A 17335-nucleotide genomic window follows, 5' to 3' on the forward strand; every position below is an offset into this window, starting at 1 on the left:
GCAATGATCCGCCGATCCCTCGCTGTTGCGCTGGCCACTGCCCTGCTGCCGTTGTCCGCCCATGCCGCCGACCTGCTGCAGGTCTACGAAATGGCCCGCAACGGCGATCCGCAGCTGTCGGCCGCCGAATCGACCCGGCTGTACGACAAGGAAGGCGCCGTGCAGGCGCGTGCCGCCCTGCTGCCGCAGATCAACGGCCAGGCCGCGCTGAACCGCACGCGCAGCGAGCCGAACGCCGACGCCAACTCCGGCTCGTTCACCAACAAGCGCCGCACCTACACGATCGACGGCAGCCAGACGCTGTTCAACTGGACCCAGATCAACAACCTGCGCTCGCAGCGTGAGCTGAGCAAGGCGGCGGACTTCACCCTCGAATCGGCCAACGACAACCTGATCGTGCGCACCTCGGCGGCCTACTTCAACGTGCTGGTGGCGATCGAATCGCTGAACGCCGCGCAGACCAACGAAGCGGCCGCGAAGAAGCAGTTCGACTTCGCCGACAAGCGCCTGGAAGTGGGCCTGGCGCCGATCACCGACGTGCACGAAGCACGCGCCCAGTACGACCAGGCGCGTGCCAACACCATCATTGCGCAGAACACCCTGGCCGATAACTACCAGGCCCTGACCGAACTGACCGGCCAGCCGGTGACCAACCTGCGTGGCCTGCCGGCGGACTTCCGCCCGGAAGTGCCGGCCAACCGCGGCAACATCGATGAGCTGGTGCAGCAGGCCACCACCCAGAATCCGGCGCTGAAGGCGCAGGAGCTGAAGGTCAGTGCGGCCGAAGCTGGCGTGCAGGCTGCCCGCGGCGGCCATTACCCGACCCTGTCGCTGGGCGGCAGCTGGGGCAAGAGCGCGACCTGGGGCGACAGCACCGGCGCCGGCTCGTTGTCGCCGGACGCACGCACCAACAGCATCGGCCTGACCCTGAGCGTGCCGATCTTCTCCGGTGGTGCCACCCAGTCGGGCGTGCGCCAGGCGCTGGCCCAGCGTGACATCGCCCAGGACGGCTACGAGCAGCAGAAGCGTGCCCTGGACCGCAATACCCGCAATGCCTACCAGACCCTGGTGCAGGGCATCAGCGAAGTGGAAGCCCGCCGCTTGGCGGTGGTCTCGGCGCAGAGCGCGTACGACGCTTCGCAGGTCGGCCTGGAGGTCGGCACCCGTACCGTGCTGGATGTGATCCAGAACCAGCGCATCCTGTTCTCGGCGCAGCTGGACTACGCCCAGGCCCGTTACACCTTCCTGCAGAACCGCCTGCTGCTGAGCCAGTCGCTGGGTGCACTGGACGTGGCCGAGCTGCAGGACGTGAACCGCCTGCTGACCCAGGACGCGGGCAATCCGGCAACGACGACGCACTGAGCCGTCGCCAGCCGGCAACGAAAAGCCACCCGCGAGGGTGGCTTTTTTGTGCGCGATGCACGGCCATCAGCCGGGCCAGGCCCGCAGCCACCCGATGGCGGCCAGCATGCACAGTCCGGCGGCCACAGGCGCCAGCAGCGCAAGGCCACGTGCCAACGGTGACTGCCCGCGCAGTACGGCCAGGCACAGGGCGGCCATCACCACCAGCACGACCGGGCCGGGCAGCACCGGCAGGATGCCCGCGGGCACGCCGAAAGCCAGCACCGCCGCTGACAGAATCAACGCGACCGGCACCGCCTGCACATGCATGCCGATTGCTTCGTCATGCCGTGCCGGCCACAGCTGCATCGCCAAGCACAGGCCCACCCGCAGCAGCACCAGCAGCAGCGCGGCCAATCCGGCCGCGCCGGCCAGCGGCAGCAACGGCATCAGCCACTGCAACTGCGGGTGCGGTTGCAGGGCTACCGCCAGCGGTCGCGTGCTGTCCAATGCAGGGAACTCGACCAGCCCGGCCTGCAATGCAGCGACCACGATCAGCAACAGCATGGCCAGCAGCAGCATGCCCGCCAGCAGCCGCGACTGGCGCGCCTTCACCTGCCCGCCCAAGCCGGGAAATCCAACCGCCAGGCCCACGCTGGCGAACGCACCCAGCAGCGGCACGCTCGCCGCCAATACACCACCAAGCCCAAAGCGATAGGGAGCCGTCGCCTCCGGCAGCCAGGGAATCCAGTGCGCGTAGTGCATGTAACGGGCTGCCAGTGCCACCAGCAGCAGGCCGGTCCCGATCTTCATCGTCAACAGCGCACACGCCACCAGAACCATTCGTCGCCACGGCAGCAACCCGACCACACCAATCAGAAGCACCGCCAGGCTGGCCATCAGCGGACCCGGCACCGCGTAGTCGGCCTCGACGCCACAATAGGCCAGCAGTGCAAGCAGATGACGGGCCAGCGATTGCGCCACGCCACCCATGGTCGCCACCAGTTCCAACAACAGCGCGCCGCCGAGCACACCGGCGGATGCCCGGCCCCAGCACGCACGCAACACTCCCTGCAGGCCATCGACAGCCGGCAGCTGCTGGTTGAGGGCGTGCAGGCAATACAGCAGTGGCATCGTACCCAGTGCGGCCAGCAACAGGCTCAGCACGATGGCCGGCCCAGCCTCGGCCGCCGTGTGCTGGCCGATCAGCGCGACCACATTGCCCCCCAGCAGCAGCGTCAGCGCCACCACTGCAAGATGCTCCATGCCGGGCCGGGCATCACCGATGCCCTCCGGCCTGCTGCCCCCATCCATCGCAAGCTCCCTTGATATCCGTCCAAGCGCGGTCGACAGCAGGCTGGCAGCCTGCGCCGAAGGGCGATATCAGAATCCTTGCCGTGCACGCCGCGATGTGACCGCAGACACGCCCAGCGACGCGCACCCGGTTCTGTCGCGACAGAACTCCGCCCGCTAAGCAGAATTGATGCAGTCGATCACGTCAGTCGACGGACTGGGCGCAGGCCTGTGCGGGCGGTGGACTCAGCCGCGCGGCGGCGGCAGATGTGGCGCGACCAGGGCCAGCGTGCGCTGCAAAGCGCCACGGCCATTGCTGATCAACGTGCAGCCTGCCCGCGCCATGTCCTCGCGCGCCTGCGGGTCCTGGAGCAGGTGCTGCAGCAGGTCACCCACCGCTTGCACGTCATCGCCGATCAGCAAGGCACCGGCCTCACGCATGCGGCGGGAGATCTCGGCGAAGTTGTGCAGGTGGGGGCCGGTCACAGCCGCAGTACCCATTGCCGCCGGTTCCAGCAGGTTGTGGCCACCGATCGGCTGCAGGCTGCCGCCGACGAAGGCAACCTGCGCGCAGGCATAGAACGGCATCAGCTCGCCCAGGGTGTCGATGACGAATACATCCGTGCCGGCCTCGGGCCATTGCTTCGCACGACGGGTCGCCACGCTCCACCCCTGCTCGCGCGCCAGCGCCTCCACCTTCGGGAAGCGCTCGGGGTGCCGCGGCGCCCACAGCAACAACAGGTCGGGGTGCTGCTGGCGCAGGCGCCGATGCAGGTCGATCACCGCCTGCTCCTCGCCATCATGGGTACTGGCCGCGATCCACACCGGGCGCCCGGCGGGCACGCAGGCGTGGAACTGCTCGACGAAGCCCTGCACATCCGGCGTGGCGATATCGAACTTGAGGTTGCCCAGGGCCTGCACCTGTTCCCGCGCCGCCCCCAGCTGCACGAAGCGCGCGGCGTCGTCCTGCGACTGCGCGGCCACGCAGGTGACCGTGCGCAGCGCACGGCGGATCAGCGCCGCCAGCACCCGGTAACCGCGCAGCGAACGCGCAGACAGGCGGGCGTTGAGGATATAGACCGGAATATGGCGGTCGCGGCAGCCGAACAGCATGTTCGGCCACAGCTCGGTTTCCAGGATCAGCGCCAGGCTGGGCTGGAAGTGGCCGAGGAAGCGGTTGACGCTGCCCGGCACGTCGTACGGCAGATAGACGTGGTCCAGCGCGTCCCCCCACAGCGCACGCACGCGCTCCGAACCGGTCGGCGTGATGGTGGTGATGACCCAGCGGATGTCCGGACGCTGTTGGCGCAGGGCATTCACCAGCGGCGCGGCGGCATTGACTTCGCCCACCGAGACCGCATGCAGCCAGACCCGCGGCTGGCCGGTCGGCTGCGGATACGAGGCATAGCGCTCGTCCCAGCGCCGGAAGTATTCACGGACCCGGAAACCGCGCCAGACCAGGTGGTACACGGTGATCGGCAGCAGGATGTAGAGCACGGCCGAGTACAGGCCGCGCAGGATCCATTCGGCAGGGTCTTTGCGCATGCGGCAAGGATACGGGAGCCCCCCGGGAAAGACACGCTGCCGGGTTGGTAGAATGGCGCCATGTCCGATGCCACCACCGCCGTCCGTCCGTCGCTGCGCGATCCCCGCAACTGGCCGATGTTCGCCGCCATGCTCGGCGCCTTCGCCATCGCCCGCCTGCCGTGGATGCTGCAGCGTGCGCTCGGTCGTGGCGTGGGCTGGATCAGCTGGCGCCTGCTCGGCAGCCGCCGTCGCGCCGCCGAAGTCAACCTGCGGCTGTGTTTCCCGGAAAAGGACGAAGCGTGGCGCCAGCGCCTGGTGCGCGACAGCTTCGACGCACTGGGTGTGGGCGTGTTCGAGTGCATCCGCGCGTGGTGGGGCAGCATCGACCGCATCCGCCCACAGGTGCAGATCGAAGGCCTGGAACATCTGCGGCGGATGCAGGCCGAAGGCCGCGGCGTACTGCTGGTGTCCGGCCATTTCATGACCCTGGAGATGTGCGGCCGCCTGCTGTGCGACTACGTCGATCTTTCAGGCATGTACCGCAAGCACAAGAACCCGGTGTACGAGTGGGCGGTGAAGTTCGGCCGCCTGCGCTATGCCAAGGCGATGTTCGCCAACGAGGACATCCGCGCGACCGTGCGCCACCTGAAGAAGGGCGGCTTCCTCTGGTACGCGCCGGACCAGGACATGCGCGGCAAGGACACCGTGTTCGTGCCCTTCTTCGGCCATACCGCATCCACCATTACCGCCACCCACCAGCTGGCGCGGATGACCGGTTGTGCGGTGATTCCTTACTTCCACCGCCGCGAGGGCGGGAAGTACTTCCTGAAGATCGGCGCGCCGCTGGAGAACTTTCCCAGCGAGGATGTGGAAGCCGATACCACGCGGGTCAACCAGGCCATCGAAGCGATGGTGCGCGAGGCTCCCGACCAGTACCTGTGGATCCACCGCCGCTTCAAGCGCCAGCCCGGCGGCCGGAGTGATTTCTACAAATAACGGTGGGGCGGGAGGGTTTCGTCCACGCATGGCGTGAATTTGATGACGCGGAGCATTCTGAAGTAGATCCACGCCATGCGTGGATGCTCTAATCCGGGTGCCGGCACCTACAACGGCCAACGGCACCATGCGTGCGGGTACTCACCCAACGTGCCGGCCAGGCCCGCACGGACCGGATTGGCCAGGATGTACATCGCCTTCTCATGAAGGGATTCATCGCTGCGTACGGCATGATCGTGGTAACCGTGCTGCCACAGCGCCCCTCGTCGCTCCAATCGCCGGTTCAGCAGTCGGCTGCTGCGTGATTTGAGCAGGGCCATGCACTCGGCCAGGGTTCCACTGCGCAGTTCCATCAACCAGTGCAGATGGTCAGGCATCACCACCCAGGCGAGACTGTGGCTGAAGCCCCTACGCTCGACGAAGCGCAGGGTGTCGATTAGGATCGCCATGTTCGCCGCATCGGCGAATAACGGTTCACGGCCAAGGGTTGCCGTGGTCAATGAGTACACGTTGCCGGTTCGGGAATACCGACCGTAGCGGAGTCTGGGGCTGGCCATGCCTCCAGCGTGCGCGAACTGCCGGGGCACCGATAGTGGAGATGTCACCGTGTTCAGGTCGGGAAAGCCTCATCCACGCATGGCGTGGATCTACTGATCGACTCCATGGTTGATCCCTACCATGCGCGGATGCGCGGTCACTTCACCGGCGGGGAATCATCTGCGTCGCGGGCCAGCAGGCTGCCGGCGAACAGGGCTGCCAGCAGCACGGTCAGGCCGCCCCAGAACGCGGAATAGAACGCCAGATGCGTGTTGAGCGGGAACACGGTGACCGCCAGCGCCAGCATCGCAGGGCGGGCCCGGTCACGCGCGGCCGTCGGTGCATAGCGCCAGGCCCGCCAGGCCTGGGCCACGGCTGCCAGCCACAGCAGCAGGCCGATCACCCCGGTTTCTGCCAGGATTTCCAGCACGATCTGATGCGCGTGCAGGGCGGGAGCATCCCCCCATACCGCCAGCCCCTCTTCGGCCACGCAGGCGGGATAGGCATCGCGGAAACCGCGTGCGCCGACGCCGTTGAACGGGTGTTCTTCGATCATGCAGACGGCGGCTTCCCAGATACGCGCGCGCCCCGACAGTGCCTCGTCGACACCGCGTTCGCTTCCATCCCACGCCATCGCGGTACGCGCAAGGCGTTCGCGCAGCTGCGGCACGCCTGCGGTGAGCACGCCGGCGCCCAGCACGCCGAGCAGCGCCAGCAGCAGCATCCGCTTCACACCGAACTGGCGCACGCCGCTGTAGGCCAGCACCAGCGCGAAGGTGATCCACGACGCGCGCGAGCCGGCCAGCAGCAGCACGCAGCCCAGCGCCGCCGCGGCCAGTACCCAACCCGGATTGCCAAAGCGACGCGCCAGCGGCAACAACAGGAACGGTGAGAGACTGGCCAGGACCTGGCCGAACTTCAGGTTGCACGGCCCGAGTGCCCCACTGAGGCGATCGACCACGGCTGCCTCAGTGGCCGGGCACAACGCGTGACCACTCACCGCAAGCTTCAGCTGCTCAAGCGACCAGAACCACGGGCTGGTTCCGGCCAGCGCCTGCACCAGCGCATCCAGCGTCCATGCGCCGGTGATCAGCGCCAGGCCACCGAAGGTCAGCCGCCTGCGTTCCGGCGTGGCCACCGCGATCGCCACCAGCCACATGAAGGGCAGGTAGCGCAGGCCGGCAGCCGCCTTCGTCCACGACGCTGCCGGATCGATTGCATCAAACGCCGAGAACGCCTGCGGCAGCCAATAGCCGAGGAACAGGATGGAGGTCAGCGCCCACGCTGCCGTGCTCAACAGATGCGGGCGGCGCTGCAGGCGGCGCATGACCATGCGCGCGGCGGCGTAGACCGCGCCAAGGCCCAGCACGGTCTCCGCGATGCCCGGCAATGGCCACAGTGCTACGTACGTCAGCACCCACCACGGCGCCCAGCGCCCGGCGCGGTCGTCGCGCACGGTGACGGCGGAGTCAGCCAGCGAGGTCGGCATAGAGGCGGAGGGTATCGCGCTGCATGGCCTGCAGCGTAAACGGGATGCGGGTCGGCAGGAACGGCGGCTGCGCCAGCAGGGCCAGCGCACGTTCACCCAACGCGCGTGCATCGCCCAGCGGCACCGCGCCAGCGGGCTGCAGCTGCCGAAGCAGTTCGCCGACGCCACCATGATCCCAGCCCAGCACCGGACGGCCGACCGACAGCGCCTCGACCACGGTGCGGCCAAACGCTTCCGGTTTGTCCGACAGCTGCAGCACCAGATCGCTGGCTGCATAGGCCTGGGCGATGCGCGCGGTCGGCGTGCTGATCTGCACGGCGTCGGTCACGCCCAAGGCAGTGGCCTGCCGGCGCAGGTCGGCCACGTAGGCTTCGCGGCCCGGTTCATCGGTGCCCAGCATCCACAGCTGTGCCGGCACACCAGCTGCACGTACATCGGCGAGCAATTGCAGCGCATGGGCATGTCCCTTCAGCCGGGTGCCCCGCCCCGGCAGCAGCAGCAGCGGGCCCCCAACCTGCGCCAGCCACGGGTAGTCGGCTGCCAGCGCCAGTCGTGGCCGGCGGTCGGCGCGGGCCACGCGCGGAAACTGTGTGACATCGACGCCGCGCGGAATCACCTGCAGCTTCGCTTCGGGTACCGTCGGATAGTGCCGCTGCACGTAGTCGCGCACGGTGTTGGACACGCAGATCACGCGTTCACCGCTGGTCATCACCGCGCTGTAGCGACTGGGCGAATTCAACCCGTGCACGGTGGTTACCCAGTGCGGGCGCTGGGCGGCGGGCATGGCACGGATCGCGTACAGGCCCAGCCATGCCGGCAGCCGCGAACGGGCGTGCACGATGTCCGCGCCGACTTCAGCGAACAGGCGGCGCAGGGTCGGCAGGTGGCGCAGCGTCAGCAGCGATTTGCGGCCGATGTCGAGGGTGAGGTGCTCGGCACCGCTATCGAGCAGGGGCTGCACCAGGCGGCCACCGGCGGAGACCACCAGCGCACGATGGCCGGCAGCGACCAGGGCCGCAGCGATTTCCAGGGTCGAGCGCTCGACACCGCCGGAGTGCAGCGCCGGCAGCAACTGCACCACGGTCAATCGGCGCATCGAAAAGGCCGCCGTTTAGTCGGCCAGCACGAACACGGAACCGCAGTACGGGCACTGCGCTTCGCCATTGGGCTCGTCCTCGATCGGCAGGTATACGCGCGGATGCGAGTTCCACAGCGCCATTTCCGGGGTCGGGCAGCTCAGCGGCAGATCGCTGCGGTGCACGGTGTAGCGCTTCTCGGCGTTGGCGGGCGCAGTGGCGGTATGGCTCATGGCGGATGTCGATGAACGGGTTGCGAGGCCTGTGATTCTAGCATCCGGGCCGCCCCGACATTGCGCAACAACAGGTCTTTGCCCGCCGCAGGGCGTCTCCTTGCGCGGTTGCGCGGCAGATCCAAGGCCTCGCACTGGCGGAAATCCTTCAATCGATCCAGCGGGTTCACGCTGGAAACCCGCCGACTGCGAAATTTGCCGCATTTGGATCGAACTAAATGGCACTTGTCAGGCTGCTGCCGCTGTTGCAGGATCGGGCCAGGCCGTGAATCGGCCCACCCCAATCCGACCCGATCGCATGGCCCGCCCCCACCGGACCGGCATCGCCTCTTCCACTGCCCTCCCGGCGGGCGGAGCGATGCTGTCCGTGGTGTCCGCCGATGCGGGTTCTGCCTGCCGCCTGCCTCTCGGGAGACCCTTGCATGACCCTGTCTGATCCACGCCGCGCCCTGCTTCCGCTCGCTCTGGCCCTGGCCTGCGTGACCACTGCGATGCCGGCGCTGGCGCAGGGGCTGCACACCTCGTTCGAACCGGGCGAGCCTGTCCCGGCGCAGGCCACCAGTGCGCTTCAGGTCACGATCGGCAATGGACCGGCCGCGCCCTACGCCGCCAAGCGCAACGCCGGCTACAGCGGCCTGCATGCGCTGCGCTACAGCAGCCAAGGCGGCAGCGCGCGGCGCGAACTGTTCAAGGCCGACCTGCCCATCGAGGCCGATACCACGCTGTCGTGGCTGGTGCTGCCGGAAATCGTCGGCAAGGACACCGTCGCCTCGACCTATGTATCGCTGGACCTGCTGCTGGACGATGGCAGCCGCGTTTCGGCTGGCACGGCACGCGACCAGCATGGCGTGGCCCTTGGCGCCCATGCGCAGGGCGAGTCGAAGACGCTGTACCCACAGCAGTGGGCGCGCAAGGCGGTGCGGCTGGGCGACGTGCCCGCGCTGAAAGGCCGCCGCGTGGTGGCGATCGAGCTGGAGGTGGCCAGTGCCGAAGGTGCGCCGGTCTCCGGCTGGATCGACGACGTATGCCTGGATGCGCAGCCGCGCCAGCAGCCGCAGCGCGTCTCGGACTGGGTGCTGACCACACGCGGCACCCAGGCCAACGGAACGTTCTCGCGCGGCAACAACCTCCCGGCCACGGCGGTGCCGCACGGGTTCAACTTCTGGACCCCGGTGACCGATGCCGGCGCACTGAACTGGCTGTACCGCTGGAACGAACAGAACGATGCGCAGAACCGCCCGCAGCTGCAGGCGCTGGCACTGAGCCACCAGCCCAGCCCGTGGATGGGCGACCGCCAGACCTTCCAGGTGATGCCTTCGGCCAGCCGTGGCGCGCCGGACGCCGACCGCCGCAAACGCGCGCTGTCGTTCGACCGCCGCCACGAAAGCGCCCGCCCGTACCGTTACGACGTGCGCTTTGACAATGGCATCGCTGCCGCCATCGCGCCGACCGATCATGCCGCACTGTTCCGATTCGACTTCCCCGAGGGCGGCGACGCCAACCTGCTGTTCGACAATGTCGATGCGCGCGGTGGCCTGACCCTGGACGCCGCCACGCAGACGCTGTCCGGCTACACCGATACGCGCAGCGGCCTGTCCAACGGAGCCAGCCGCATGTACGTGGTGGCCAGCTTCGACAAGCCGTGGCGCAGCAGCGGCCGCCTCGACACCGGCCGCCCGACCGGCTACATCAAGTTCGACGCCGGCAGCGACCGGCGGGTGACGATGCGCATCGCCACCTCGCTGATCTCGGTCGAGCAGGCGCGGCACAATCTGGCACTGGAAATCAGCGCTGCCGATACGCTGGAGAGCGTGGCCAGCCGTGCGCAGGATGCATGGGACGCGCGCCTGGCCCGTTTCGACATCGGCAACGCCAGCGACGACCAGAAGACCACGCTGTACTCCAGCCTGTACCGGCTGTACCTGTACCCCAACTCCGGCCATGAAAACGTGGGCAGCGCGGCCCTACCCGACTGGCGCTACGCCAACCAGGCCAGCGCCAGCGATGACAACACCGATGGCAGCGCGACCCGCAGCTATGCGGCCGTGCGCGACGGCAAGGTCTTCGTCAACAACGGCTTCTGGGATACCTTCCGCACCACCTGGCCGGCCTATGCGCTGTTTACGCCCGACGATGCCGGCCAGCTGGTGCAAGGCTTCATCGAGCAGTACCGCGCCGGCGGCTGGATCGCGCGCTGGTCGTCGCCGGGCTACGCCGACCTGATGGTCGGCACCAGCTCGGACGTGGCCTTCGCCGATGCCTGGCTGAAGGGCATCGGCGGCTTCGATCCGGCCGAGGCCTACGCCGCCGCGCTGAAGAACGCGACCGTGGTCCCGCCCGACCGTCATGTCGGCCGCAAGGGCATGGACCGTTCGACCTTCCGTGGCTACGCCAGCGCGGACGTGCACGAAGGCATGTCATGGACGATGGAAGGCGCGCTCAATGACTTCGGCATCGCCAACATGGCCGATGCACTGGCCAAGCGCGCCACCACGCCGGCTGCACGCGAGCGCTACAGCACCGAGGCCGAGTACTTCCGCTATCGCGCCGCCAGCTACGCGACCATGTTCGACCCGGCCGCCGGCTTCTTCCAGGGCCGCAAGGCCGATGGCCGCTGGCGCGTGGACGCCAAGGATTACGACCCGCGCGTATGGGGCCACGACTACACCGAATCCAATGGCTGGACCTTCGCCTTCACCGCCGCCCACGATGGCGAAGGCCTGGCCGCGCTGTACGGTGGCCGCGACAAGCTGGCGGCGAAGCTGGATGCCTTCTTCGCCACGCCGGAAACCGCCGACCCGGCACTGGCCGGCTCCTATGGCGGCACCATCCACGAGATGACCGAAGCGCGCGACGTGCGCATGGGCATGTACGCGCACAGCAACCAGCCGGCGCACCACATCCCGTGGATGTACCTGTACGCCGGGCAGCCGTGGAAGACCCAGCAGCATGTGCGCGAGATCCTGTCGCGGCTGTATGTGGGCAGTGAGATCGGCCAGGGCTATCCCGGTGACGAGGACAACGGCGAGACCTCGGCGTGGTACGTGCTGGCATCGCTGGGCCTGTACCCGCTGCGCATGGGCGCACCGGAGTACGTGATCGGCTCGCCGGCCTTCGAACATGCGCGCGTGGAACTGCAGGGTGGTGCCGTGCTGACCGTGAACGCGGCCAACAACTCGCGTGAGAACGTCTACGTGCAGTCGCTGACGATCAACGGCAAACCGTGGACGAAGACCTGGGTGCCGCACGAGCTGATCGCCAAGGGCGCGACCCTCGACTTCGTGATGGGCCCCCGTCCCTCGCGCTGGGGCAGTGGCGTGGATGATGTGCCGCGCTCGTTGACCGCACGCGGCCAGCGCCCGCAGCTGCTGCACGACCTGCTCGGCAGCGGCGCGAAGGCGACGTTGGCCGATGGCCGCGCCCTGCCCGCGCTGGTCGATGACGATGCCGGCACGACGGTGGGCCTGGGCGGCGGTGCAACCATCGCGCTGGCCGGCCTGGCTGAGGGCACCCCGACGATGTACACGCTGACCAGCGGTGACAGCCGTATCCAGGGCGGTGAGTGGACACTGGAGGCGCGCAACGGCAGCGGCAGCTGGGCCGTGCTCGACCAGCGCAGCGGCGAAGACTTCGAATCCGCCCGCCAGACCCGTCTATTCCGCATTGCAAAACCCGGTCGCTACAGCGAATACCGCCTGCGCCTGGCGGCACCGGCACGGCTGCCGCTGGCGGAGATCGAACTGCTGGCGGCCGGCACCGTACAATGAGCGGCATGCGCTTCCGTTTTCTGCCCTTGGCCCTTGTTGCCCTGTCCTTCTCCAGTTTCGGCCAGACCCAGGCGTTCGATACGCAGCTGACCCGCGACGGCGTGACGCTGAACTACCAGGACGCCCGTGGCGCCCTGGCCGCGCCGCAGCGCAAGCGGGTGATCGATACGTTCTTCTTCGCCTACCTGCGCGAACGTGCGGACTTCCACCCGGCCGCGCCGGCGATGGTGCGCATCGTGATCGACCCGGCCTACACCGGCATCGCCTTCGTCGGTGACAAGGACCAGGCCGCAACGATCACCATCAACCCGGGTTGGCTTGCGCAGCACCCCAACGACATCGACCTGGTCACCCATGAGGCCATGCACATCGTGCAGGGCTATCCGGGCTATGGCGACGCACGGGTGCCGGGTTGGCTGGTGGAGGGCATCGCCGACTACGCACGCGACCGCTACGGCATGGACAATGCCGCTGCGGGCTGGGCACTGCCGGGCAAGGTCGAGACGGGGCAGAACTTCGACAGCGGCTACCGGGTCACCGGTGCGTTCCTGAAATGGGCCGACGCCGAACATCCGGGCCTGGTGCTGGCACTGGACAAGGCCCTGCGCGACGGCCGCTATGCACCGGTGCTGTGGCAGAAGCACACCGGCAAGGCACTGCCTGCGCTGTGGACGCAGTATGCCAAGCCGCGTTCGGATGCACCGCCGCCGGCACCAGCGCGCCGCGGCAAGCGGCGCTGAGCCCCAACGCACTTTACGTTCGCCGGGCATTGCCCGGCGCTACCGCATCGCGGCCTCAGCGCGACTGCACGAAGCCGGCGTACAGCGCGAACAACTGCTGGAAGTACCGCCGCGTCACTCGATTGCGCATGACACCCTCGTCCATGGAAAGTTGGTCGGGCCCAGGGTGGGGAGGCCGGTCCGGTCCCTTCCCACGGCCAGGCCGCGTGGGCGTATTGGGCCGCAGCGGCGTTGCAGGGAAATGACCGGGGTGCGTAGCGCGTGTGGCAGCGGTGGGACCGGCATCGGGACCGGTAGAGTCGACTGTTAGTCGACTATCGCGCGATCGCGCGGGATTTTCGGTGGTTGTAGGAAAGGCAGTCGACTAACAGTCGACTCTACCCGTTTCCGCTGGGCGGAAACGAAACGCGCCCCGAAGGGCGCGTTTCTGCAGATCGCAGCGGAACGAAGGCTTACGCCTTCTTTTCCGCTTCGATCTGCTTGCGGATCTGCGCATCGACCGCCGCAATCGCGGTCATGTTCAGGATCCGGCGCGAGGTCGCGCTGGTGGTCAGGATGTGCACCGGCTTGTTCACGCCCATCAGGATCGGACCGATCGCCACGCCGTCGGTGAACACGCGCACCAGGTTGTAGGCGATGTTGGCCGCTTCCAGGTTCGGCAGCACGAACAGGTTGGCTCGGCCCTGCAGGGTCGAGCCCGGCAGCAGCTTCTGGCGCAGCGCTTCATCCCATGCGGTGTCGCCCTGCATTTCGCCATCCACGTTCAGGCGCGGGTTGCGCTTGAGCAGCAGCTCGCGCACCTGGCGCATCTTCAGTGCATCCTTCGAATCGTGGCTGCCGAAGTTGGAGTGCGAAAGCAGCGCCACCTTCGGCTCGATGCCGAACAGCTTCATGCGGTAGGCCGCCTGCAGGGTTGCTTCGCACAGCTGCTCGGCGGTCGGGTCTTCCTGCACGTGGGTATCGACGAAGAAGAACACGCCCTGCTGGTTGATCACGCCGGTCATCGCCGAGGTCGAGGTGACCTTCGGCTCCAGCGGCAGCACGCTGCGCACGTAGCCCAGCTTCTTGTGGAAGCGGCCGACGATGCCGGTCAGCATCGCATCGGCTTCGCCACGGGCCACCATCACCGCTGCGATCAGGGTCGGGCGCGAACGCATCAGGTTCTTCGCCGCGGCCACGGTCACGCCACGGCGGCCGGTCAGGGCGTGGTAGTACTGCCAGTATTCGTTGAAGCGCGGGTCGTCGTTGATGTTGGTGACTTCAACGTTCTCGCCGATCTTCAGGCGCAGGCCGAGGCGCTCGATGCGCGACTCGATCACTTCCGGGCGGCCGATCAGGATCGGATGCGCCAGGCCGTCATCGACCACGTTCTGCACCGCCTGCAGCACCACTTCCTCTTCGCCCTCGGCGTACACCACGCGCTGCTTGTCGCTGCGCGCGCGGTCGTACACCGGCTTCATCATCAGGCTGGTGCGGTAGACGAACTGGGCCAGCTTGTCGCGGTAGGCGCCCATGTCCTCGATCGGGCGCGAAGCCACGCCCGAGTCCATCGCGGCCTGGGCCACGGCCGCCGACAGCTCCACCAGCAGGCGGCGGTCAAACGGACGCGGGATCAGGTATTCACGGCCGAAGCTCGGGGTCTCGCCGCCATAGGCCGAGCCCATGTCGGTGGCCGCGCGGCGCGCCAGCGCGGCGATGGCACGCACGCAGGCGATCTTCATTTCCTCGTTGATCGCAGTCGCGCCCACGTCCAACGCACCACGGAACAGGTACGGGAAGCACAGCACGTTGTTGACCTGGTTCGGGTAGTCCGAGCGGCCGGTGCCGATGATCGCGTCCGGACGGGCGGCGCGCGCCACCTCCGGCATGATTTCCGGAGTCGGGTTGGCCAGCGCGAAGATCACCGGATCCGGGGCCATGGTCTTGACCATCTCGGCGGTCAGGATGCCCGGTGCCGACAGCCCCAGGAAGATGTCCGCGCCGTCGACGATCTCGGCCAGGGTGCGCTTGTCGGTATCGCGCGCATAGCGCTGCTTTTCCGGGTCCAGGTCGGTACGGCCGGTGTGGATCACACCCTCGCGGTCGAAGGCCAGGATGTTTTCCGGCTTCAGGCCCAGCTGCACCAGCATGTTCACGCAGGAAATGCCGGCGGCGCCCATGCCCGTGGTCGCCAGCTTCACGTCCTCGATCTTCTTGCCGGTGATCGCCATGGCGTTGAGCACCGCTGCGCCGACGATGATCGCCGTACCGTGCTGGTCGTCATGGAACACCGGGATCTTCATGCGCTCGCGCAGCTTGCGCTCGACCACGAAGCACTCCGGCGCCTTGATGTCTTCCAGGTTGATGCCGCCGAAGGTCGGCTCCAGCGAGGCGATGATGTCGACCAGCTTGTCCGGGTCGGTTTCATCCACTTCGATGTCGAACACATCGATGCCGGCGAACTTCTGGAACAGCACGCCCTTGCCTTCCATCACCGGCTTGCCGGCCAGCGCGCCGATGTTGCCCAGGCCCAGCACCGCGGTGCCGTTGGAGATCACCGCCACCAGGTTGCCGCGGGCGGTCAGCTCGCTGGCCTGCTGCGGGTCGGCCTTGATCGCTTCACAGGCATACGCCACGCCCGGCGAATACGCCAGCGACAGGTCGCGCTGCGTCAGCATGGGCTTGGTAGCGGAAACCTTGATCTTTCCCGGGGGGGACATCCGGTGGTAATCGAGGGCGGCCTGTTTGAAATCTTCGTTGGACATCGATGTGGGTTACATGAATGGGCAGAAGGGACAGGGGATCATACCCCCGTTGGAGCGTCTGGACCTGTCGCTATCCTGTCGCAGCCATGCTGCGACCGCACAATTCCGTGCCGTATGCGGCGGGGCCCCAGACCAGCATCGGCGTTGCCCATGACAGTCATGGGACGCCTTGAAACGCCGCGGGGCCGTACCACTGTCGTGGCCGGCCCCGCGGTACCACACACCTGGATCAGCCCTTGGCCGGCAGCGCCTCGGGCAGCGCATCGACCGGCGGCGGCAGTTCGCTCTCGCGGCCGTCCAGCGCCAGCTGCAGGCGGTTGCGGTCCAGCGCACCTTCCCAGCGCGAGACCACCACGGTGGCCACCGCATTGCCGATGAAATTGGTCAGCGAGCGGCATTCGCTCATGAAGCGGTCCACGCCCAGGATCAGCGCCATGCCGGCCACCGGCACCTCCGGCACCACGGCCAGGGTGGCGGCCAGGGTGATGAAACCGGCGCCGGTGACACCGGCCGCGCCCTTGGAGCTGAGCATCGCGACCAGCAGCAGGGCGATCTGGTGTCCCAGGGTCAGTTCGGTGTTGGTGGCCTGGGCGATGAACAGTGCCGCCAGGGTCATGTAGATGTTGGTGCCGTCCAGGTTGAACGAGTAGCCGGTCGGGACCACCAGGCCCACCACCGACTTGCTGCAGCCGGCGCGTTCCATCTTCTCCATCAGCGACGGCAGCGCCGACTCCGACGAAGAGGTGCCCAGCACCAGCAGCAGCTCGGCCTTCAGGTAGCGCGCCAGCTTGAACACCGAGAAGCCACACAGTCGGCAGACCAGGCCCAGGATCACCGCCACGAACAGGAAGGCGGTGAGGTAGAACGAGCCCACCAGCCAGGCCAGGTTGATCAGTGAGCCGACGCCATACTTGCCGATGGTGAAGGCGATCGCGCCGAAGGCACCGATCGGGGCGGCCTTCATCAGGATGTGCACCAGCTTGAACACCGGGGCGACCAGCGCCTCCAGGAAGTTCACGATCGGCCTGCCTTTCTCGCCCACCGAGGCCAGCGCGATGCCGAACAGCACCGCGATGAACAACACCTGCAGGATGTTGCCATCGACGAAGGCGCTCACCAGCGTCTTCGGGATGATGTCCATCAGGAAGCCGACCAGGGTCAGGTCATGCGACTTTTCGACGTAGCTGTGCACCGCGGTCTGGTCCAGCTCGGCCGGGTTGATGTTCATGCCGGCGCCGGGCTGCACCACGTGCGCCACGATCATGCCGACGATCAGCGCCAGCGTGGAGAAGAACAGGAAGTACGCCATCGCCTTGGCAAACACCCGGCCCACCGTGCGCAGGTGGGTCATGCCGGCGATGCCGGTGACGATGGTCAGGAAGATCACCGGTGCGATGATCATCTTCACCAGGTTGATGAAGGCATCGCCCAGCGGCTTCATCTTTTCGCCCACCAACGGTTCGTAGTGGCCGAGGATGGCGCCGAGGACGATCGCCACGATCACCTGGAAGTACAGCTGGCGATAGATCGGCAACGGCTTTGCAGGCGCCGGGGCTGCGGTCGGGATGTGCATGGCGGACTCCGGAAGGGGC

12 protein-coding genes are annotated in these 17335 nt (G+C 67.5%); 4 read left to right on the top strand and 8 right to left on the bottom strand.

Annotated features, from left to right (window positions below):
• Positions 1–3: 3 nt before the first annotated feature.
• A complete protein-coding gene (locus AC5P7R_RS16340; protein WP_005419128.1) occupies positions 4–1362 on the top strand; it encodes a TolC family outer membrane protein in 1359 nt (452 codons plus the stop codon).
• 66 nt (positions 1363–1428) lie between these two features.
• Here AC5P7R_RS16340 and AC5P7R_RS16345 read toward each other — a convergent pair whose 3' ends face one another.
• Together AC5P7R_RS16345 and waaA are read right to left on the bottom strand one after the other, a co-directional pair.
• A complete protein-coding gene (locus tag AC5P7R_RS16345; RefSeq protein WP_021204345.1) occupies positions 1429–2655 on the bottom strand; it encodes an APC family permease in 1227 nt (408 codons plus the stop codon).
• 225 nt (positions 2656–2880) lie between these two features.
• Positions 2881–4179, bottom strand: coding sequence for a lipid IV(A) 3-deoxy-D-manno-octulosonic acid transferase (gene waaA / locus AC5P7R_RS16350; RefSeq protein ID WP_058983546.1), 1299 nt, complete (start codon positions 4177–4179; stop codon positions 2881–2883).
• Between the two features lie 60 nt (positions 4180–4239).
• Here waaA and AC5P7R_RS16355 point away from each other — a divergent pair, with 60 nt between their 5' ends.
• Complete coding sequence (locus tag AC5P7R_RS16355; protein ID WP_058983548.1) at positions 4240–5157, top strand: LpxL/LpxP family Kdo(2)-lipid IV(A) lauroyl/palmitoleoyl acyltransferase; 918 nt, start codon at positions 4240–4242, stop codon at positions 5155–5157.
• Between the two features lie 107 nt (positions 5158–5264).
• Here the strand turns inward: AC5P7R_RS16355 and AC5P7R_RS16360 are convergent, their stop codons facing one another.
• The 4 genes from AC5P7R_RS16360 to AC5P7R_RS16375 all read right to left on the bottom strand — a co-directional run bounded on the left by AC5P7R_RS16360 (position 5265) and on the right by AC5P7R_RS16375 (position 8492).
• Positions 5265–5714: an REP-associated tyrosine transposase gene (locus AC5P7R_RS16360; protein ID WP_021204348.1), complete on the bottom strand. Its 450-nt coding sequence runs from the start codon at positions 5712–5714 to the stop codon at positions 5265–5267.
• 137 nt (positions 5715–5851) lie between these two features.
• Positions 5852–7183: an O-antigen ligase family protein gene (locus tag AC5P7R_RS16365; protein ID WP_021204349.1), complete on the bottom strand. Its 1332-nt coding sequence runs from the start codon at positions 7181–7183 to the stop codon at positions 5852–5854.
• Positions 7164–8279: a glycosyltransferase gene (locus tag AC5P7R_RS16370; RefSeq protein ID WP_019662058.1), complete on the bottom strand. Its 1116-nt coding sequence runs from the start codon at positions 8277–8279 to the stop codon at positions 7164–7166. The genes AC5P7R_RS16365 and AC5P7R_RS16370 overlap by 20 nt, the downstream gene beginning before the upstream one ends.
• 15 nt (positions 8280–8294) lie before the next feature.
• Entirely contained in the window at positions 8295–8492 is a 198-nt protein-coding gene (locus tag AC5P7R_RS16375) for a zinc-finger domain-containing protein (protein WP_005410967.1), read from the bottom strand.
• Between the two features lie 422 nt (positions 8493–8914).
• On the opposite strand from AC5P7R_RS16375, the gene AC5P7R_RS16380 reads away from it, so the two are divergent.
• Together AC5P7R_RS16380 and AC5P7R_RS16385 are read left to right on the top strand one after the other, a co-directional pair.
• The gene (locus tag AC5P7R_RS16380) at positions 8915–12259 is read left to right on the top strand and encodes a GH92 family glycosyl hydrolase (RefSeq protein WP_495214043.1); all 3345 of its coding nucleotides are present in this window, start codon (positions 8915–8917) and stop codon (positions 12257–12259) included.
• Complete coding sequence (locus AC5P7R_RS16385) at positions 12256–12999, top strand: basic secretory protein-like protein (RefSeq protein ID WP_111098063.1); 744 nt, start codon at positions 12256–12258, stop codon at positions 12997–12999. Before AC5P7R_RS16380 ends, AC5P7R_RS16385 begins: the two co-directional genes overlap by 4 nt.
• Before the next feature lie 452 nt (positions 13000–13451).
• Here the strand turns inward: AC5P7R_RS16385 and AC5P7R_RS16390 are convergent, their stop codons facing one another.
• Both AC5P7R_RS16390 and AC5P7R_RS16395 read right to left on the bottom strand, forming a co-directional pair.
• Positions 13452–15743, bottom strand: coding sequence for an NADP-dependent malic enzyme (locus AC5P7R_RS16390; RefSeq protein WP_495214044.1), 2292 nt, complete (start codon positions 15741–15743; stop codon positions 13452–13454).
• Between the two features lie 229 nt (positions 15744–15972).
• Positions 15973–17316, bottom strand: a complete 1344-nt coding sequence (locus AC5P7R_RS16395; RefSeq protein WP_021204354.1) for a dicarboxylate/amino acid:cation symporter — start codon at positions 17314–17316, stop codon at positions 15973–15975.
• Positions 17317–17335 lie beyond the last annotated feature (19 nt).

The organism is Stenotrophomonas sp. YJH_SMC_27 (assembly GCF_059369815.1).